Annotated in this window: 21 protein-coding genes; 12 read left to right on the top strand and 9 right to left on the bottom strand. The window is 72.9% G+C overall.

The window, feature by feature from the left end:
* Positions 1–258 precede the first annotated feature (258 nt).
* The 8 genes from thiL to MKK53_RS06360 all read right to left on the bottom strand — a co-directional run bounded on the left by thiL (position 259) and on the right by MKK53_RS06360 (position 5,976).
* Entirely contained in the window at positions 259–1,230 is a 972-nt protein-coding gene (gene thiL / locus MKK53_RS06395; protein WP_243927852.1) for a thiamine-phosphate kinase, read from the bottom strand.
* Between the two features lie 45 nt (positions 1,231–1,275).
* Entirely contained in the window at positions 1,276–1,815 is a 540-nt protein-coding gene (gene nusB, locus MKK53_RS06390; RefSeq protein WP_279598852.1) for a transcription antitermination factor NusB, read from the bottom strand.
* A gap of 56 nt (positions 1,816–1,871) precedes the next feature.
* A complete protein-coding gene (gene ribH, locus MKK53_RS06385; RefSeq protein ID WP_243927851.1) occupies positions 1,872–2,366 on the bottom strand; it encodes a 6,7-dimethyl-8-ribityllumazine synthase in 495 nt (164 codons plus the stop codon).
* Between the two features lie 171 nt (positions 2,367–2,537).
* Entirely contained in the window at positions 2,538–3,104 is a 567-nt protein-coding gene (locus MKK53_RS06380; RefSeq protein WP_243927850.1) for a carboxymuconolactone decarboxylase family protein, read from the bottom strand.
* 16 nt (positions 3,105–3,120) lie between these two features.
* Positions 3,121–3,417: a helix-turn-helix domain-containing protein gene (locus MKK53_RS06375; protein ID WP_243927849.1), complete on the bottom strand. Its 297-nt coding sequence runs from the start codon at positions 3,415–3,417 to the stop codon at positions 3,121–3,123.
* Positions 3,414–3,770 (bottom strand): type II toxin-antitoxin system RelE/ParE family toxin, encoded by a 357-nt coding sequence (locus MKK53_RS06370; protein ID WP_243927848.1) that lies wholly within the window; start codon positions 3,768–3,770, stop codon positions 3,414–3,416. The genes MKK53_RS06375 and MKK53_RS06370 overlap by 4 nt, the downstream gene beginning before the upstream one ends.
* A 47-nt stretch (positions 3,771–3,817) precedes the next feature.
* Entirely contained in the window at positions 3,818–5,353 is a 1,536-nt protein-coding gene (gene hisS / locus MKK53_RS06365) for a histidine--tRNA ligase (protein ID WP_243927847.1), read from the bottom strand.
* 119 nt (positions 5,354–5,472) lie between these two features.
* Positions 5,473–5,976: a DUF3429 domain-containing protein gene (locus tag MKK53_RS06360; RefSeq protein WP_243927846.1), complete on the bottom strand. Its 504-nt coding sequence runs from the start codon at positions 5,974–5,976 to the stop codon at positions 5,473–5,475.
* Positions 5,977–6,346: 370 nt separating this feature from the next.
* Here MKK53_RS06360 and rho point away from each other — a divergent pair, with 370 nt between their 5' ends.
* The 11 genes from rho (at position 6,347) to MKK53_RS06305 (ending at position 15,213) form a co-directional block, all read left to right on the top strand.
* Entirely contained in the window at positions 6,347–7,690 is a 1,344-nt protein-coding gene (gene rho, locus MKK53_RS06355) for a transcription termination factor Rho (RefSeq protein ID WP_243927845.1), read from the top strand.
* A gap of 114 nt (positions 7,691–7,804) precedes the next feature.
* Positions 7,805–8,404, top strand: a complete 600-nt coding sequence (locus MKK53_RS06350) for a PAS domain-containing protein (protein WP_243927844.1) — start codon at positions 7,805–7,807, stop codon at positions 8,402–8,404.
* Positions 8,405–8,575: 171 nt separating this feature from the next.
* Positions 8,576–9,187 (top strand): Maf family protein, encoded by a 612-nt coding sequence (locus MKK53_RS06345; protein ID WP_243927843.1) that lies wholly within the window; start codon positions 8,576–8,578, stop codon positions 9,185–9,187.
* Between the two features lie 122 nt (positions 9,188–9,309).
* Positions 9,310–10,287, top strand: coding sequence for a cation diffusion facilitator family transporter (locus MKK53_RS06340; protein ID WP_243927842.1), 978 nt, complete (start codon positions 9,310–9,312; stop codon positions 10,285–10,287).
* A complete protein-coding gene (locus MKK53_RS06335) occupies positions 10,284–11,114 on the top strand; it encodes a shikimate dehydrogenase (RefSeq protein ID WP_243927841.1) in 831 nt (276 codons plus the stop codon). Before MKK53_RS06340 ends, MKK53_RS06335 begins: the two co-directional genes overlap by 4 nt.
* The gene (gene coaE / locus MKK53_RS06330) at positions 11,111–11,734 is read left to right on the top strand and encodes a dephospho-CoA kinase (RefSeq protein ID WP_313901530.1); all 624 of its coding nucleotides are present in this window, start codon (positions 11,111–11,113) and stop codon (positions 11,732–11,734) included. The genes MKK53_RS06335 and coaE overlap by 4 nt, the downstream gene beginning before the upstream one ends.
* Positions 11,731–11,943 (top strand): hypothetical protein, encoded by a 213-nt coding sequence (locus tag MKK53_RS06325; RefSeq protein ID WP_243927840.1) that lies wholly within the window; start codon positions 11,731–11,733, stop codon positions 11,941–11,943. The genes coaE and MKK53_RS06325 overlap by 4 nt, the downstream gene beginning before the upstream one ends.
* A gap of 100 nt (positions 11,944–12,043) precedes the next feature.
* Complete coding sequence (gene dnaQ / locus MKK53_RS06320) at positions 12,044–12,763, top strand: DNA polymerase III subunit epsilon (RefSeq protein WP_243927839.1); 720 nt, start codon at positions 12,044–12,046, stop codon at positions 12,761–12,763.
* Positions 12,764–12,855: 92 nt separating this feature from the next.
* Entirely contained in the window at positions 12,856–13,080 is a 225-nt protein-coding gene (locus MKK53_RS06315) for a hypothetical protein (RefSeq protein WP_243927838.1), read from the top strand.
* Positions 13,081–13,107: 27 nt separating this feature from the next.
* Complete coding sequence (locus MKK53_RS06310) at positions 13,108–14,292, top strand: PHB depolymerase family esterase (RefSeq protein ID WP_243927837.1); 1,185 nt, start codon at positions 13,108–13,110, stop codon at positions 14,290–14,292.
* Between the two features lie 36 nt (positions 14,293–14,328).
* A complete protein-coding gene (locus tag MKK53_RS06305; RefSeq protein ID WP_243927836.1) occupies positions 14,329–15,213 on the top strand; it encodes a TIGR01459 family HAD-type hydrolase in 885 nt (294 codons plus the stop codon).
* Between the two features lie 3 nt (positions 15,214–15,216).
* On the opposite strand, the gene MKK53_RS06300 is transcribed toward MKK53_RS06305, so the two are convergent.
* On the bottom strand, positions 15,217–16,611 hold the full coding sequence (locus MKK53_RS06300) for a PLP-dependent aminotransferase family protein (protein WP_243927835.1): 1,395 nt from the start codon (positions 16,609–16,611) through the stop codon (positions 15,217–15,219).
* A gap of 115 nt (positions 16,612–16,726) precedes the next feature.
* On the opposite strand from MKK53_RS06300, the gene MKK53_RS06295 reads away from it, so the two are divergent.
* Positions 16,727–17,011, top strand: a complete 285-nt coding sequence (locus MKK53_RS06295; protein ID WP_243927834.1) for a DUF1127 domain-containing protein — start codon at positions 16,727–16,729, stop codon at positions 17,009–17,011.
* Positions 17,012–17,075 lie beyond the last annotated feature (64 nt).

Here is a 17,075-nt window from a genome sequence, read left to right as displayed (position 1 = left end):
GCAGGCTAGAGATGTGGCTGAAGATGTCCGGGGCAGGACTCGGTATTGGGATAGACGGCAGATAGTCGCCGTCTGATCGAGAGATGCCCTTCCCTCTCTGCAGGGCACGTTGCCCTGCGCAGCAGCCGGGAGAGGGGAGTCACGCTTCCGCAATGTTCATCCTGTTTGCAGGGTCCTGCCCCCACGCGCTATCGTGTCATCTGCCTCAATGCCGGGCGTGTCCTCCCCCGCGCCGGGGGGAGGGACCCGTGGCGGGTTTCAGAAGTGGCTGAAGGCGCCCGCGGCGAAGCGGCGGTGGGTGCCGTCGGCCATCGCGAAGGCCGGCACCCGGTCGCCCGCCACCACCGTGCCCACGGCCGTCATGGCGAGGCCGGCTCCGGCGCACTCGGCCAGGAAGGCGTCGAGCGCCCCCGGAGGCACCGCGCAGAGCACCTCGTAGTCGTCGCCCCCGGTGAGCACCGGCACGACCAGCCCCGGCTCGGCCCGGAGCGCCGCGGCGGCGGCGGGGGACAGGGGCACGGCCCCGGCCTCCACGAGGGCCCCGCGTCCGTCCCCCAGCATCTTGGCAAGGTCGCCCGCGAACCCGTCCGACACGTCCATCGCCGCGCTGGCATGCCGGCGCAGGAGCGGTGCGAGGGGCAGGCGCGGGCGCGGGTGCAGGTAGCGGTCGGCGAGGTGGGCGCGCATCCCCCCGTCGAGGGCCGAGGCCCAGGCGGGATCCCGGCGCAGGAGCAGGCCCAGCGCCCCGTCGCCGACGGTGCCGCTGACGCAGAGCCGGTCGCCGATCCGGGCGGTGGTCCGCCGGACCATCCCCCCGGTGGGAACTTCACCGAAGGCGGTGACGCCGATCAGCGCCGGGCCGCCGGAGCGCACGGTGTCCCCGCCGAGGAGCGGGCAGCCGGCGGCGGCCGAGGCGTCGGCGAGCCCGGCCGTGAAGGCGGCGAGCCAGCCCTCCGTCCAGTCGTCCGGCAGGGCCAGGGTCAGCAGGAAGCCCCGGGGCGCCGCGCCCTTCGCGGCGAGGTCCGACAGGTTCACCCCCAGCGCCTTGCGGGCGATGGAGGCGGGCGGATCGTCGGGGAAGTAGTGGACGCCCGCCACGATGGCGTCGGCGGTCAGGACGAGGTCGCAGCCCGGCGAGGGGGTGAGCGTCGCCGCGTCGTCGCGCATCCCGTCGGCGCCGGGGCCGGCGAGGGGGGCGAAGTAGCGGGCGATCAGCCCGTCCTCGCTCACGCGGGGCGCCCCGGCTCCCGCGGGAGGCGCCGTGCCGCCCACGGCTCAGGCCCGCTTCGGGCCGGGCTTGCCGGTCTGCGCCCGCTCGGCCACCTCGGCGGGCCGCACCTGCCGGGCGAGCCGGTCGAGGACGGCGTTCACGAGGCCGGGCTCGTCGGCGTTGTAGAAGCTGTGCGTGACGTCCACGTACTGCGAGATCGCCGCCCTGGCCGGCACGTCGGGGCGGAACATCAGCTCGTAGGCGCCCGCCCGCAGGATCGCCCGCAGGACGATCTCGATCCGCCGCAGGGGCCAGCCCTCGCTGAGGGCACCGTCGAGCTGCAGGTCGATGGCCCGCTGCTCGTCCACCACCCCGCGCAGGAGATCCCGGAAGAACGCCGGCTCGGCGGGCGGATGCGCGATGCCGTCGACCTCGCGGCCGATCCAGTGGGCCTCGAACTCGGCCAGCGCGTCGAGAACGCCCTTGCCGGAGATGTCCATCTCGTAGAGCGCCTGCACCACCGCGAGGCGGGCGCCGCTGCGGGGGTTGAACGCGGGGGAGCCCCCGGCCGCCTTGCCGTGTCGCGCCTGCTCGGGGCCGGCCATGTCGTCACCGGCCATGTCGTCTCCCGCCCTGTCGTCTCCGGCCATGTCGTCTCCGGTCATCGGGTCGCCGCGCCTTCCACCGCCCGCTTGATCGCCAGGACCGCGAGCGCCGCCTCGGCCGCGCCGCCGCCCTTGTCCATCTCGGCCACGCGGGCGCGGGCCCAGGCCTGATCCTCGGTCTCGACGGTGAGGATGCCGTTGCCGAGCGGGATGCGGCGGTCCACCGACAGGTCCATCAGGGCGCGGGCGCTCTCCCCGGCGACGATGTCGTAATGGCCGGTCTCGCCGCGGATCACGCAGCCCAGCGTCACCACGGCGTCGTAGGCGCCGGTGGCGAAGAGGATCGCCACGGCGGCGGGGATCTCCAGGGCGCCGGGCACGGTGACCACCTCGGCCTGCGCGCCGGCCGCCGCGATGGCGCCGAGGGCGCCCTTCAGGAGCTCGTCGGCGAGGCCGTCGTAGTAGCGGGCCTCGACGACGAGGATGCGGGCCCCGGCGACCCTCGGGTCGGCGGGGCGGCGCGCCGGCTCGGCGCGGGGTTGGGCGACCATGGCTCTCGTCCGGCCGGAGGGAATGGGAGGCCGGGGGTTAGACCGAAGCGGCGGCGGCCACAAGCGGGGCCTCGCCCCGAGCGACGGTTTCGGAAGGTCCGGGACCGTGTGCGGGGGCGGCGGCCTGCCTGTCCCAGGGACCTTGCCCCCGGGCCCCACCCAAGGGCGTGCTCAGGGCGTGAGGGTGGGAAGCGGGCGGGGGGCGCCCTCGGGCAGGGCCGTGCGGGCGACGTTCATCGTCATGGCGAGCAGGGCGTAGTAGCCGTTGATGCCGGTGAGATCGATCGCCCCCTGCTCGCTGAACCGGGCCACCAGGGCGGCGTAGGTCGGGTCGCTCACCGCGCGGTGGCGCTGCAACTCCACCGAGAAGTCGTAGGCGAGCGCCTCGTCGGCGCTCATCGTCGCCGGGCGGCGGCCCTCCGCGAGGGCCTGCGCGGTCTCGGGGGCGACGCCGGCCTTCAGGGCGATCGGGTGGTGGATGTGCCACTCCACCTGCTGGCTCCACTCCCGGGCGACCACCAGGATCGTGAACTCGCTGATCCGCAGGGGCAGGGCGCTGCGGTAGCGCAGGTACAGCCCCATCCGGCTGGCGCACTGCATCATCTCGGGGCTGCGCAGGAGCGGCGTGAAGGGGCCGAACACCGGCACCCCCCGCTCGGCCCGGAACGCCGCGGCGGCCTCCCGCTGCGCGTCGGTCAGGCTCTCGGCCAGGAGGTCCGGCATCCGGTCGTTGGACATGGGTTCGCTGCTCCGCTTAGACCGCTTGCAAGGCCTGCTGGACCGCCTGCGAGGCGCGATCGATGACGATCAAGTACGCGCGCGTCGGCCCTTCCGGTTGGCGGGATCCCTGCTCCCAATGGCGCAGGGTGTTCACCGAGAAGCCGAAGCGACCCGCGAACTCTTCCTGCGTCATGGCCAGCTTGGCGCGAATCGCTTTCACGTCCACACGCTCGGGAATGTGGACCCCGTAATCGCGTTCGTCCCCCTGCCCGTCCGCGTAGGCGACGGCTTGCTCGAGACCCCGGCGGATGCTGTCGGCCACCGTGCTCATGGGCTCTTCCTTTTGGAGCGCTGCACCAGCAGCGACGTCAACCGTTTGAAATCGTTGCGATCCTGCTGGCTCAAGTCCGCCTTTTCGCTCTTCGCGTAAGCCGTCAGCGCGAAGAGCGGCATCCCTGGGTCGTGGAAGAAGTAGATCACCCGCGCACCGCCGCTCTTGCCGCGCGCCTCAAGGCCCCATCGCACCTTTCGAAGACCACCGGTCCCCTGGATCAGGTCCCCTGCGGTTGGATTGTAAGCGAGATAATCCACCAGCAGCGCGCGTTCCTCGTCCCCCATGAGCCTGCGCGTGGCGGACAGGAATTCCGGTGTCTCCACGACGCAGACGGGGATAGCCCGCGCCATCGAAGCTAATCCAATGGGTCAGTTGCGACAAGAGGAGATGGCGCCCCTCAGCCCCGCGCCTCCGAAAAATGCCGCGTCAGCACCGCGCGGACCTGGGCGACCAGCTCCGTCTCCGGGCAGGAGAACTGGGCCGGGCGGGCGGCCTTCCACTCGGCGTTGCTGGCGATGTTTCCGGCGGCGCGGGCGCCCTCGATCAGGTCCTTGATCTGGACCTCGCCGGCGGCGCGCTCGTTCGAGCCCTGGATGATCGCCACCGGGGCGCGGCGGCGGTCGGCGTACTTCATCTGCGCCTTCATCCCGGCGGCGCCGAGGTAGAGCTCGGCCTTGATGCCGTCCGCCCGCAGGAGCGACACGAGGCGCTGGTAGTCGGCCATGTTCTCCCGGTCGAGGACGAGCACCACCACCGGCCCGGGCACCTCGGTGCCGGCGAGCAGCGGGCTCTTCACCAGCTGCAGGGCCGAGAACAGGCGCGAGACGCCGATGGAGAAGCCCGTCGCCGGCACCGGCTCGGCGCGGAAGCGCCCCACCAGCCCGTCGTAGCGCCCGCCGCCGGCCACCGAGCCGAAGCGCACGGTCTGCCCGTCCTCGTTGGTGACGGGGAAGGTCAGCTCGGCCTCGTAGACCGGGCCCGTGTAGTATTCGAGGCCGCGCACCACGCTCGGGTCGGCGCGGATCACGTCGTGGCCATAGCCCGCCGCCCCGCACAGGCGCATCATCGCGTGCAGCTCGGCGATGCCTTCGCGGCCGGTCTCGGACTCGCCCACCGCCGCGTGCCAGCCCGTGAAGAATGTGTCCCAGAACGCCACCCGGTCGGCGCCCTCGTCCGCATCGGCCTGAAGGGAGACGTAGGCGAGGATGCGGTCCGCCGCCTCGGGGGGCAGGCCCGCGCCCTTGGTGTAGTCGCCGCTCTCGTCCTTGCGGCCGGCGCCCAGCAGGTCGCGGACCCCATCGACCCCGAGGCGGTCGAGCTTGTCGATGGCCCGCAGGACGGTGAGGCGCTGGGCGGCCTTGTCGGGGCCGGCGAGGCCGGCGGCCTCCATCACCCCGTCGAGCACCTTGCGGTTGTTGACCTTCACCACGAACTGGCCGGCGAGGCCGAGCCGGTTCAGGGTGTCGGCCATCAGCATGCAGATCTCGGCGTCCCCGGCCACGGTGGGCGCGCCGACGATGTCCGCATCGAACTGCATGAACTGGCGGAAGCGGCCCGGCCCCGGCTTCTCGTTGCGGAAGACGTAGCCGTTCCGGTAGCTGCGGTAGGGCTTGGGCAGCGAATCGAAGTTCTCGGCCACGAACCGGGCCAGCGGCGCGGTCAGGTCGTAGCGCAGCGACAGCCACGCCTCGTCGTCGTCCTGGAAGGAGAACACCCCCGCGTTCGGCCGGTCGAGGTCGGGCAGGAACTTGCCGAGCGCCTCGGTGTACTCAACGAAGGGGGTCTCGAGCGCCTCGAACCCGTAGAGTTCGAAGCTCGTGCGGATCGTGTCCAGCATCCGGGCCTGCGCGGCGATCTCGTCGGCGCGGCGGTCCACGAAGCCCCGGGGCAGGCGGGGCTTCAGGGTGTCGGCCCTGCTCTCGGCCTTCGACATGGCGTGATCGTTCGCTTCCCGCAGGCCCCCGCGGGGGAGCCGCTGCTATCCGGTTCAGGCCCAGGCGGCCGCTCCCCCGGGCTCTAACGCAGCCGGTCGGGGAGCGGCAAGCGCCGCCGTCAGTAGGGTGCGTTGAGCTTGATCCAGAGCAGGACGGCGAGGCTCACCACCGCGATGGGCATCTGGATCGGCCGGAGGCGGGCATGGGCGAGGGGCACGGCCCCCGTGCGCGCCTCCAGGGGATCGAGGATGGCGACGAGGGCGTAGCCGAGGATCAGCATGGACAGGCCGATCACCGCCTTGCCCATCACCGCGGCGAACAGGCTGCCGAGGCCCAGACCGTAGAGGACGAGCATCGTCAGCAGTTGCGACAGGCGCGGGCCCCCCTCGGTGCGGAAGCTGACGCCCCGGTGGACGCCGGCCAGGAAGCACAGGATCGAGGCGGAGTAGAGCAGGGTGAACAGGGCCACGAGGTAATCGAGGGGCTGGCCCTGGAGCCACCAGGCCAGGGCGGCACCCGCCGCGATCGGCAGCATGGGGCCGAAGCCGAAGACGATGTCGAGCCAGGGGATCCGGCGCGGCTCGTGGGTGACGATCGTCCGGCCGGTGGTGTCATCGCGCATCGGGAACGGCTTTCGTAATCCCGCTGGGGATCCTGGGACGGGCCCGCGCGGCCTTCGCTGCGGCGCGGTGAACGGCAGGGTGAACGGGCGCACGCCGGCCCGGTTCCGCCCCGTCAGGCCTCCCCCGGGCGCATGGGGCGGCACGAGGCCCTTGAGCCCGCGGCGGAAACGCGATATGCAAGCCATGCCCTCCTCATAAGGTCAGCGCCACAGCGCGCCCGTGAGCACACAGGGTCCCGCCAAGACGGTTTGCCAAAGTCGATGTACGGGCCTCACGCCGCGGTGCGGCCCGCCCTCCAGAGCCCTTCCCCGGGCGTTTGGCGCGAAACCGACCTCCCTCTCCCGTCCCTTCGTCGGTTCAAGACACTCCATGACGACAGACTCCGACGCCCTCGCCGATCTTGAGACCGTTGAGCCGGCCGAGACCGCCGTGGCCGCCCTCGCGGGCATGCGCGAGGTGAAGCTCTCCGAGCTGAAGGCCAAGACGCCGACCGACCTCACGGCCTTCGCCGAGGAGGTCGAGGTCGAGAACGCCTCGACCATGCGCAAGCAGGAGCTGATGTTCGCCATCCTGAAGCAGCTCGCTTCGAAGGATGTCGAGATCATCGGCGCCGGCACCGTCGAGGTGCTGCAGGACGGCTTCGGCTTCCTGCGCTCCAGCGATTCGAACTACCTGCCGGGTCCGGACGACATCTACATCTCGCCGACCCAGATCCGCCGCTTCGGCCTGCGGACCGGTGACACCGTCGAGGGGCCGATCCGCGGCCCGAAGGACGGCGAGCGGTACTTCGCCCTCCTCAAGGTCAACACGATCAATTTCGAGAACCCGGAAAAGATCAAGCACAAGGTCCACTTCGACAACCTGACGCCGCTGTTCCCCACCAAGCGGTTCAAGCTCGAGCTGGACAACCCGACCAAGAAGGACTTCTCCCCCCGGATCATCGACATCGTGGCCCCGATCGGAAAGGGCCAGCGCGCCCTGATCGTGGCGCCGCCGCGCACCGGCAAGACCGTGCTGATGCAGAACATCGCGCAGTCGATCACCCTCAACCACCCCGAGTGCTACCTCATCGTGCTGCTCATCGACGAGCGCCCGGAGGAGGTGACCGACATGCAGCGCTCGGTGAAGGGCGAGGTCATCGCCTCCACCTTCGACGAGCCGGCCACCCGCCACGTCCAGGTCGCCGAGATGGTGATCGAGAAGGCCAAGCGCCTCGTGGAGCACGGCCGCGACGTGGTCATCCTGCTCGATTCGATCACCCGGCTGGGCCGCGCCTACAACACGGTGGTGCCGTCCTCCGGCAAGGTGCTCACGGGCGGCGTGGACGCCAACGCCCTGCAGCGGCCCAAGCGCTTCTTCGGCGCCGCCCGCAACATCGAGGAGGGCGGCTCGCTCTCGATCATCGCCACCGCGCTCATCGACACCGGGTCGCGCATGGACGAGGTGATCTTCGAGGAGTTCAAGGGCACCGGAAACTCGGAAATCATTCTCGACCGGAAGGTTTCCGACAAGCGCATTTTCCCGGCTATCGACATTACGCGGTCCGGTACCCGCAAGGAAGAACTTCTGGTTCCGCCGGATTCGCTCAAGAAGACTTATGTCCTGCGCCGTATCCTCAACCCGATGGGCGTCACCGACGCCATCGAATTCTTGCTCGATAAGCTGCGGCAGACGAAGACGAACACTGACTTCTTCGACTCGATGAACACATAGTGTCCAGTACGGACCCAAAAAACATGACTTGTGCGACGGTCGGGACTCATTAGAGTTGGCGCCTCGCGGTTCGATCCGTAGGGGCATTCGATGGGGTCTTTGTTGGACCGTCAGATGGGGACTTTGGCGGTCACCAGCGTCGTCGGGATGTGGGAGATCGACGTGGGCAGCCGCCTCGCGTCGCTCGACACCGAGGCCGCCGGGATGCTGAAGCTCGAGGGATTCCACCCCGATCAGCTCATCGATCTCGAGGAGCTGACGGGCCACATCCAGGAGGATGACCGCGCGGTGATGCGCCAGATCCATCTGGACGTGACCCGGGCCGGCGGCCCCTTCCTCGTCGAGTTCCGGGTCATCGCGGCGGACGGCGAGATCCGATGGCTCCAGTGCCGCGGCCAGTACGCCCTGGACGAGGGCGGCCTGATGACCGGCCGCGGCGTCATCATCGACGTCACCGACATCCATGCGTGGTCCGGCCCGATCCCGAGCCAAGCCACGGCCCTGGTTCCGGCGCCGGCCCCCGCGCCCCAGACGGACCCGCTGAGCGTCGCGGCGGCCAAGGCCGTCGAGCTGCGCGTGGCCCTGGGCCGGAGCGGCCATAGCGCCCTGCGGCTGGCGGCGGACCTGCTCCTCTGGGAGATCAACACCGCGATGGCGGCGCGCCATACGATCAGCGACAAGGCCGTTCCGGGCCTGTCCCGCCGGTCGCGTTGACGTTCGGCTAACCGGTTCCTGCCATTGTTCCGGCAGGGGTCAGGTGGCGTAACGGCCCCGGCGACAGCCCTGCCGCCCGGTTCGAATCCGGCGGCGGGGCGCGTCGCACACACCGCCGCCTCGCCGCGATCGGTCCCTTGCCGCGCCGCCGCGATCCGTGACACTGGGGCCATGGATTCTCCCTGGCTCGGCCCGGCGCCCCTCCTCCTCGCCTCCACCAGCGCCACGCGCCGGCTGCTTCTGGAAAGCGCGGCCCTGCCGGTGGACACCGAATCGCCCGGCGTGGACGAGCGCGCCGTGGAGGCGGCTTCGGACGGCCTCGCCCCCCCGGACCTCGCCCTCGCCCTCGCGCGGGCCAAGGCGGAGGCCGTGGCCGCCCGCCATCCGGGCCGGGTCGTGGTCGGCGCCGACCAGGTGCTCGCCCTCGATGGCACCGTCTTCCACAAGCCCGCCGACGCGCAGGACGCGCGGCGCCACCTCGCCCGGCTGGCGGGCCGCACCCATTGCCTGCATTCCGCCGTGGCCCTGGTCCGGGACGGGCGGGTCGACCTGTTCGTCGAGACGGCGCGGATGACGATGCGCCCCCTCGCAGCGGAGGGGATCGCGGCCTATCTCGCTTGCGCGGGAGAGGCGCGGGTCTGCACGAGCGTCGGCGGCTACCAGCTCGAAGGGCCCGGCATCCACCTGTTCGAGGCGGTTGAGGGCGACCACAGCACGGTGCTCGGCCTTCCGCTGCTGCCGCTGCTCGCCCGCCTGCGGGCGGGGGGGCTCCTGGGATTCTAGGGCGCCGCCTGCGATCCATGGATCGCCGGAGGTGCCCGGGTTCATCGACGCGGCCGCATCTTCCCGCGCCGAACCGGCCACGATTTCGGCGGAAGATGCTCAGGGACGATGGGGAGGGGCCCTTGGCCGGACACGATCACGCGCATGGCGGCCACGATCACGGCAGCCACGACCACGGTGGCCACAGTCATGGCGGCCACGGGCACGGCGGCCACACCCATGCGCCCAAGCATTTCGGCACGGCCTTCGCGCTCGGCATCGCCCTCAACACGGTCTTCGTCGGGGTCGAGGCGGGCTACGGCTACGCCGCCAACGCCATGTCCCTGGTGGCCGATGCTGGCCACAACCTGTCGGACGTGCTCGGCCTCGTGGCCGCCTGGGTCGCCTCGGTCCTCGTGCGGCGGCAGCGGACGGCCCGCTTCACCTACGGGCTGCGGGGTTCCTCGATCCTCGCCGCCCTGTTCAACGCGGTCTTCCTGCTCATCGCCATGGGCGCGGTGATGTGGGAGGCGATCCTGCGCCTCATCCACCCGGAGCCCGTGGCGGGTGGGACGGTGATGGTCGTGGCCGCCATCGGCATCCTCGTGAACGGGCTGACGGCATGGCTCTTCGCCAGCGGTGCCAAGGACGACATCAACATCCGCGGGGCGTTCCTGCACATGGCCGCCGACGCGGCGGTGTCGGCGGGGGTGGTGCTGGCGGGCCTCGCCATCTGGGCGACGGGGCTGGAATGGATCGACCCGGCGGTGAGCCTCGTGGTGGCGGCCCTCGTGGTCTGGGCGACCTGGGGCCTGCTGCGCGACAGCGTGGCCATGTCCCTGGACGCCGTACCGCCGCAGATCTCCCCGGACGCGGTGGAGGCCTTCCTCCGCGGGCGGCCGGGCGTCGCGGACCTGCACGACCTGCACATCTGGCCGATGAGCACCACCAGCGTCGCCCTCACCGCCCATCTGGTGATGGGCGAGGGGCACCCCGGCAACGGCTTCCTCGCGGAGACGGCCGAGGGCCTGCGGGCGCGGTTCGGCATCGGGCACGCCACCCTGCAGATCGAGGAGGCCGGCGGCCCCGGCTGCCACCTCGCCGGGGCCTGCGCGGCATGATCCGGGCCTTCGTCGTCGGCCACCCCATCGCCCATTCGCGCTCGCCGCTGATCCACGGGCACTGGCTCGCGGCGCACGGGATCGCGGGGTCCTACGAGCGCATCGACGTGGCGCCGGAGGACTTCTCGGATTTCCTGCGTGGCCTGCGGGGTTCGGGCCTTGCGGGGGGCAACGTCACCATCCCGCACAAGGAGGCCGCCTTCGCCCTCGCCGACACGCTGACGCCGCGGGCGGAACGGATCGGGGCGGTCAACACCCTCGTCGTCGGCAGGGACGGACGCCTGCACGGGGACAACACCGACGCGCCGGGCTTCTGCGCCCATCTCGACCAGAGCCTCGGGGGGGGCTGGCCCGCCCGCGGCGGGGCGGTGGTCCTCGGGGCGGGCGGGGCCGCCCGGGCCATCGTGGTCGGCCTCGCCGAGCGGGGCGTTTCCCGCATCCGCGTCGCGAACCGGACCCCCGGGCGGGCCGAGGCGGTCGCCGCCCTGGCGCCGGGCGTCGCCGAGCCGCTGGACTGGGCGGACCTGCCCGAGGCCCTCGCCGGGGCGGGGCTCCTCGTGAACACCACGTCGCTCGGCATGAAGGGGCAGCCGCCGCTGACCCTCGACCTCGCGCCGCTGCCGGCGGGGGCGGCGGTGGCCGACATCGTCTACGCGCCCCTGGAGACGGACCTCCTCGCCGCCGCCCGCGCCCGGGGCCTTGCCGCCGTGGACGGGCTCGGGATGCTGCTGCACCAGGCGGTGCCGGGCTTCGAGGCGTGGTTCGGCGTCCGCCCGGAGGTGACGGCGGCCCTGCGCGACACCATCGTCGCGGACCTGCGCCCGTGAGCGGCGGACGCCCCTTCGTCCTCGGGCTCACCGGCTCCATCGGCATGGGCAAGTCCGCCACCGCCGGCCTGTTCCGGGCGCGGGGCGTGCCCGTCCACGATGCCGACGCGGCGGTCCACGCCCTCTACGGGCCGGGCGGCGCGGCGGCGCGGGCCATCGGCCGGGACTTCCCGGGCGTCCTGGACGCGGGGGGCGGCGTGGACCGGGGGGCGCTCCGGGCGGCGGTGCTCGGGCAGCCGCAGCGCCTCGCCCGGCTCGAGGCCCTCGTCCACCCCCTGGTGCGCGCCGAGGCCGACGCCTTCGTCGCGGCGCACGGGGGGGCGCCCCTCGTGGTCCTCGACATCCCGCTCCTCTACGAGACCGGGGGTGAGGCGCGCTGCGACGCCGTGGCGGTGGTGAGCGCGCCGGCCCCGGTCCAGCGGGAGCGCGTCCTCGCCCGGCCCGGCATGGACGAGGCGACCTTCGCGGCGATCCTCGCCAAGCAGATGCCCGATGCCGAGAAGCGGGCGCGGGCGGACTACGTCATCGACACCGGGCGCGGCTTCCCGGCGGCCGAGGCCGAGGTGGCGCGGATCGTGGCGGCCCTGGCCGGCGCGTCGGTGGGGAAGGCGGGCCCGTGATCCGGCTCGCCGCCGCCCTGGGCGCAGGGCTCGCCCTCGCCCTGGCGGCCGCCGCCCTCCTTCCGTCGGACGGCCGATTCGGCGCCGTGCAGCCCGTGGGGGAATGCCCGCCGCCGCTCAAGCTCGCCGCCGGCGCCTGCGTGCGCGACTGCCCCGGGGGCTACGAGGACCGGGGCCGGGTCTGCCTCTTCCGCAACCAAGCGCGCTGACCGCCCCCCGCGCCGGTCCGCGCGCACCGCCGGTTAACGCGGCCGCGGTAACGGCGTAGGTTCGGCGGCCACCGCCCCCGGACCGGCAGGACCCGACAGAATGCTGCGCGAGATCGTCCTCGACACCGAGACCACCGGCACGGACGCCCAGAACGGCGACCGGCTCATCGAGATCGGCGCGGTGGAGCTGTTCAACCACATCCCGACCGGCAAGACCTTCCACTGCTATGTGAACCCGCAGCGGGCCGTCTCCGAGGGCGCGTTCGGGGTGCACGGGCTGTCCGACGCGTTCCTGTCCGACAAGCCGGTCTTCGCCCAGGTGGTGCAGGGCCTGCTCGACTTCCTGGGCGACGCCCGCCTCGTCATCCACAACGCCCCGTTCGACGTGAGCTTCCTCAACATGGAATACGCCCGCCTCGGGGCGGACGCCCCGCCGCCGATCCGGCTGGAGGACGTGGTCGATACCCTGCCCATGGCCCGGCGCAAGCATCCGGGCGCGGCCAACAACCTCGATGCCCTCTGCTCCCGCTACGAGATCGACAATTCCCGCCGCACCAAGCACGGGGCGCTCCTCGATGCGCAGATCCTCGCCGAGGTCTATGTCGAGCTGCTCGGCGGCAAGCAGACGAGCCTCGGCCTCCTCGTCGCGGAGGCCGCCGCCCCCGCCGCCTCCGACCTGCCCGGCGCCGCCTCCGGGGTGCCCCGGGCCTTCCGCAGCCGCCTGACCGACGCCGAGCGGGAGCGGCACGACGCCTTCCGCGCGGGCCTGGGCGGCAGCGCGATCTGGGGCGACTATATCGGCGGCGGGGAGCCGGCCTGATCCCACGGCTTTTGCTGCGGTGCAATAAGGTGCTATTGCAATGCAAAATACCCAATCTATATCCCACCCGCACGGGGGGTAGGGGCTCAGCGATGGCGCAGGGGGCAGCGCTCGCCGGCATGCGCATGCCGGGGGGCGAGACGAGCACGGTCGACCTCTGCCAAGAAAACCTCGGCCAAGGAAACCTCGGCCATGGGGACCTCGGCCAAGAAAACTTCGCCCAAGGAAACCGCGCCGAGGGGCGGATACCCGCCCTCCGGGGGCTTCGCCTCACCCCCGAGCCGGCCCGCGCGACGCTGGCCGAAAGCCTGCGCTGAGCGCATCCCCGAGACGAGGCGACACCCATGTCCGACATCTCCGGCAAGCCCGATCCGAAGTCCGGCGACACCCTGGCCGATCTGGCCGAGGCCGCCCGGCTGACAGGGCTCGGCCGGCTGGACGAGGCGACCGCCCTCATCCAGCGCACCCTCACCGGCCGGGGGCCTGCGCCGTCGGACGCCGCGCCCCACCCCTCCGGGGCGGAGCTGCGGGTGCGTGAGGTGATGGACAGCGTGATGCGCGGCCTCGCCCCGGTGCTCGAGGGGTTCGGCGGGGCCCGGCGCGGGCCGGCGCCCGATACCGCCGGCGGCACCGCCCCTCGCGGCACCGCCCCGGGCGGCAGCTTCGTGGCGCGCAGCCTCTCGGTCCCGGCGGGATCGCGTGACTACAAGTTGTTCATTCCCGGCGCCCCGCAGGCGGCGCCCCTCGTGGTCATGCTGCACGGCTGCACCCAGAACCCCGACGACTTCGCCGCCGGCACGGGCATGAACGCCCTGGCCGAACGCCTCGGGATCTTCGTGGCCTACCCCGCCCAGAGCCGGTCGGCCCATCCGCAGAAGTGCTGGAAGTGGTACGACCCCGGGGATCAGGGCCGCGAGACCGGCGAGCCGGCCATCGTCGCCGGCATCACCCGGGCGGTGATGGCCGACCACGCCATCGACCCGGCGCGGGTCTACATCGCGGGCATGTCCGCGGGCGGCGCGGCGGCGCTCAACATCGCCCACGCCTATCCCGACCTCTACGCCGCGGTGGGCGTCCATTCGGGGCTCGCGGCGGGCTGCGCCCGGGACCTCGGCTCGGCCCTGGTGGCGATGCAGGTCGGCGCGCCGGGCCTGGGGACAGGCCCGAGCTTCGGCGCCCCGGTCACGGGCAAACGCATCCCCACGATCGTCTTCCACGGCAGCGACGACAACACCGTGAGCGTGCGCAACGCCGACCAGATCCTGGCCCAGGCCGAGGCGTCGGGCCTCGCGGCCGAGAGCGAGAGCGTCGAGGGCGCGGATGCCCGCTTCGGCGGCCGTCCCTTCACCCGCACCCGCTACTCCGACCGGACGGGGCGCGTCGTGGTGGAGGATTGGCGCATCCGCGGTGCGGGCCACGCCTGGTCCGGCGGCAAGCCGGAGGGCACCTATACCGACCCGGAGGGGCCGGACGCCTCCCGGGCGATGCTCGACTTCTTCGCCGGGCACGCCCTGGCGAAGGCCCCCTGAACCCGCCGCGACGCCCCGAGACCAGGACTTCCGACCATGACCGCCCCGATCCCCACCCTCGCCGGCCTGTCCCAGATCGCCGAGGGGCGCGACCTGATCCTCTGCGACGTGTGGGGCGTGCTCCATGACGGGCAGAAGGCCCACCGCGCCGCGGGCGAGGCGCTGATCCGCTTCCGCGCCCTCCCGGGCCCGCGGCGGCGGCGGGTGGTGCTGGTGTCGAACGCCCCCCGGCCGGGCGACGGGGTGGGCCGCATCCTCGACCGGTTCGGCGTGCCGCGGGAGGCCTACGACGCCATCCTGACCTCCGGCGACCTCACCCGGGAGCTGATCGCCGCCCGGCCGGGGGCGCGCATCCGCCACCTCGGCCCGGAGCGCGACCTCGGCATCTTCGCCGGCCTCGCCCTCACCCTGGTGCCCGAGGAGGAGGCGGACCTCGTCGTCTGCACGGGCCTGTTCGATGACCGGGCGGAATCGCCCGACGATTACCGCGACGAGCTGACCCGCCTGTCCCGGCGCGGCCTGCCGATGATCTGCGCCAACCCCGACCTCGTGGTGGAGAGCGGCAACCGCCTCATCCCCTGTGCCGGCCTGCTGGCGGCGGCCTATGCCGACCTCGGCGGCGCGGTGACCTATGCCGGCAAGCCCCACCGCCCGGTCTACGAGGCGGCGCTCGCCGCCGCCGCCGCCCTCGACGGGGGCGGGCCGGACGACAAGGGCCGGGTAATCGCCATCGGCGACGCCATCCGCACCGACATCGCCGGGGCGAGCGCCTTCGGCATCGCGAGCCTCCTCGTCGCCCGGGGCATCCATGCGGAGGAACTCGGCGTCACGGCCGAGCACCACCGCCTCGGCGACGTGGCCGAATGGCTCGCCCGGCAGGCGGTCCACCCCGATGCGGTCATCGAGCGGCTGGCCTGGTAGGGCTCACCCCAGCACGGCCCGCAGGGCTTCCATCACCCGCGGGTCCGCGCAATGGCCGACGTTGAACCGCAGGAAGTCCCGCCAGCCGCCCGAGGGGCTGAACACCACGCCGGGGGCCAGCAGCATGTCCCGCGCCAGGGCCCGCCGCGCCACGTCGGCGGCGTCCCGCCCGTCGGTCAGGCGCATCCAGAGGAAGTAGCCGCCCCGGGGCTCCGCCCAGATCCGCAACCCGCAGCCCGAGAGGTCGCGGGAGACCTGCGCCATGGCGCCCGCCAGCCGGCGGCGGGTCTCGGCCACGGTGCGGCGGTAGCTGCCGTCGATCAGCAGGCCGTGGGCCAGGGCCGCCGAGACGTGGCCGTTGCCGAGGCTGAGGGCGAGCTTCAGGTCGACCAGGGGCTCCACCCAGTCGGGCCGCAGGGCGATCCAGCCGCAGCGGGCGGCGGCGGTCAGGGTCTTCGAGAAGCCGCCGATCTGGATCACCCTCTCGAACCCGTCGAACCCCGCGAGCCGGGGCGCTGCGTCCGGCTCGAGGTCGCCGAAGATCTCGTCCTCCACGATCAGGGTCTCGTGGGCCTCGCACAGGCGCAGGATGCGGTGGGCCGTGGCCGGCAGCAGGCTGGTGCCGGTGGGGTTCTGGAGGGCGGAGTTGGTGAGGTAGAAGCGCGGCCGGTGCTCCGCGAGCAGGGTGCCCAGGGCGGCGAGGTCCGGCCCCTCCGGCGTCATCGGCACGCCGACCACCTTCACCCGCTGCGCCCGCAGCAGGGCGACGAAGTTGAAGTAGCAGGGGTCGTCCACCAGCACCGTGTCGCCGGGCTGGAGCAGGAACCGGCCGATCAGGTCGAGGGCCTGCGTCGCCGAATCGACGAGCACGATCTGGTCCGGGCTCGCCACGACGCCCTTCTCCGCCCCGCGCCGGGCGATGAGCGCCCGCAGGGGCGGGTAGCCGAGGGGCTGGTCGTAGCGGGTGAGGACGGCGGTCTCGGCCCGGGCGACGGCCCGCAGCCCCCGCCGTACCGCCCCGTCCGGCAGCCAGTCCTCCGGCAGGTTGCCCCCGCCGGGCGTCATCATCGCCGAGCCGGCCAGTGCCGACTGCTTGGCGAGCCAGAGGGGATCCACCGCCCGGTCCAGCTCGGGGCCCATCGCCTTCAGGCTGAGGGGCCGGGTCTTGCCCGCCACGTAGAAGCCCGAGCCCGGCCGGGACACGATCGCCCCCTCGGCGGCCAGCCGCTCGTAGGCCTCCACCACGGTCGATTTCGACACGCCCATCGCCTCGGCCTGGGCGCGCACGGAGGGGATCCGGGTGCCGGGGCCCAGCGCCCGCGCGGCGATGCGCTGGCGGATGCCGGCGGCCACGGCCTCCGTGCGGCCGAGGTGATCGTGCGGGTCTGCGAGCGCCATCCGTACCGGTCCCAGCTCCGGACAATTCGGGCGAACCGTACGAAATCGTCCCTGTCTCCGCCAGGGCGGCGGCGGCATCCTTCCGCCCTCATCCGCAGGGGCCGAGGAGGGCGACATGGGAACGGGACGTCGGGGGATCGGGGGCTTCCGCCGGGTGCGGCGACTGGGCCGGGCGGTGTCGGCCTTCGCGGTGGAGCTGCGCGCCGACCTCGGCCGCCCGGCGATGAACCGGCGGATCCTGCACCGGCTCGCCGGCACGGGGGAGGGCGAGCTCTCCCGCCTCGGCCTCACGGAGCGCGACCTCAACGAGGCAGCCGCGCCGGAGGTCGCCGACGTGGCGGGGTTCCTGGCGGCCCGGCGGGACGCCCGCCGCGCCGCGCCGCCGCCGTCGCGGCGATGACGGACGGCCCTCCGGTGGCCGACCTTCTCGCGGTCAGAGCCAGGATTCGGAGATCGGCTTCACA

Source organism: Methylobacterium sp. J-076 (assembly GCF_022829405.1).
GTDB lineage: Bacteria > Pseudomonadota > Alphaproteobacteria > Rhizobiales > Beijerinckiaceae > Methylobacterium.
This window is presented reverse-complemented; position numbering and strand designations above follow the sequence as displayed.

Excerpts from the sequence above, each read along its gene's own strand:
- nusB (WP_279598852.1), bottom strand. The coding sequence starts at position 1,815 with ATGGCCGGCCCCGAGCAGGCGCGACACGGCAAGGCGGCCGGGGGCTCC.
- ribH (WP_243927851.1), bottom strand. The coding sequence starts at position 2,366 with ATGGTCGCCCAACCCCGCGCCGAGCCGGCGCGCCGCCCCGCCGACCCG.
- MKK53_RS06380 (WP_243927850.1), bottom strand. The coding sequence starts at position 3,104 with ATGTCCAACGACCGGATGCCGGACCTCCTGGCCGAGAGCCTGACCGAC.
- MKK53_RS06375 (WP_243927849.1), bottom strand. The coding sequence starts at position 3,417 with ATGAGCACGGTGGCCGACAGCATCCGCCGGGGTCTCGAGCAAGCCGTC.
- MKK53_RS06370 (WP_243927848.1), bottom strand. The coding sequence starts at position 3,770 with ATGGCGCGGGCTATCCCCGTCTGCGTCGTGGAGACACCGGAATTCCTG.
- hisS (WP_243927847.1), bottom strand. The coding sequence starts at position 5,353 with ATGTCGAAGGCCGAGAGCAGGGCCGACACCCTGAAGCCCCGCCTGCCC.
- MKK53_RS06360 (WP_243927846.1), bottom strand. The coding sequence starts at position 5,976 with ATGCGCGATGACACCACCGGCCGGACGATCGTCACCCACGAGCCGCGC.
- rho (WP_243927845.1), top strand. The coding sequence starts at position 6,347 with ATGACGACAGACTCCGACGCCCTCGCCGATCTTGAGACCGTTGAGCCG.
- MKK53_RS06350 (WP_243927844.1), top strand. The coding sequence starts at position 7,805 with ATGGGGACTTTGGCGGTCACCAGCGTCGTCGGGATGTGGGAGATCGAC.
- MKK53_RS06345 (WP_243927843.1), top strand. The coding sequence starts at position 8,576 with ATGGATTCTCCCTGGCTCGGCCCGGCGCCCCTCCTCCTCGCCTCCACC.
- MKK53_RS06335 (WP_243927841.1), top strand. The coding sequence starts at position 10,284 with ATGATCCGGGCCTTCGTCGTCGGCCACCCCATCGCCCATTCGCGCTCG.
- dnaQ (WP_243927839.1), top strand. The coding sequence starts at position 12,044 with ATGCTGCGCGAGATCGTCCTCGACACCGAGACCACCGGCACGGACGCC.
- MKK53_RS06315 (WP_243927838.1), top strand. The coding sequence starts at position 12,856 with ATGGCGCAGGGGGCAGCGCTCGCCGGCATGCGCATGCCGGGGGGCGAG.
- MKK53_RS06310 (WP_243927837.1), top strand. The coding sequence starts at position 13,108 with ATGTCCGACATCTCCGGCAAGCCCGATCCGAAGTCCGGCGACACCCTG.
- MKK53_RS06305 (WP_243927836.1), top strand. The coding sequence starts at position 14,329 with ATGACCGCCCCGATCCCCACCCTCGCCGGCCTGTCCCAGATCGCCGAG.
- MKK53_RS06300 (WP_243927835.1), bottom strand. The coding sequence starts at position 16,611 with ATGGCGCTCGCAGACCCGCACGATCACCTCGGCCGCACGGAGGCCGTG.
- MKK53_RS06295 (WP_243927834.1), top strand. The coding sequence starts at position 16,727 with ATGGGAACGGGACGTCGGGGGATCGGGGGCTTCCGCCGGGTGCGGCGA.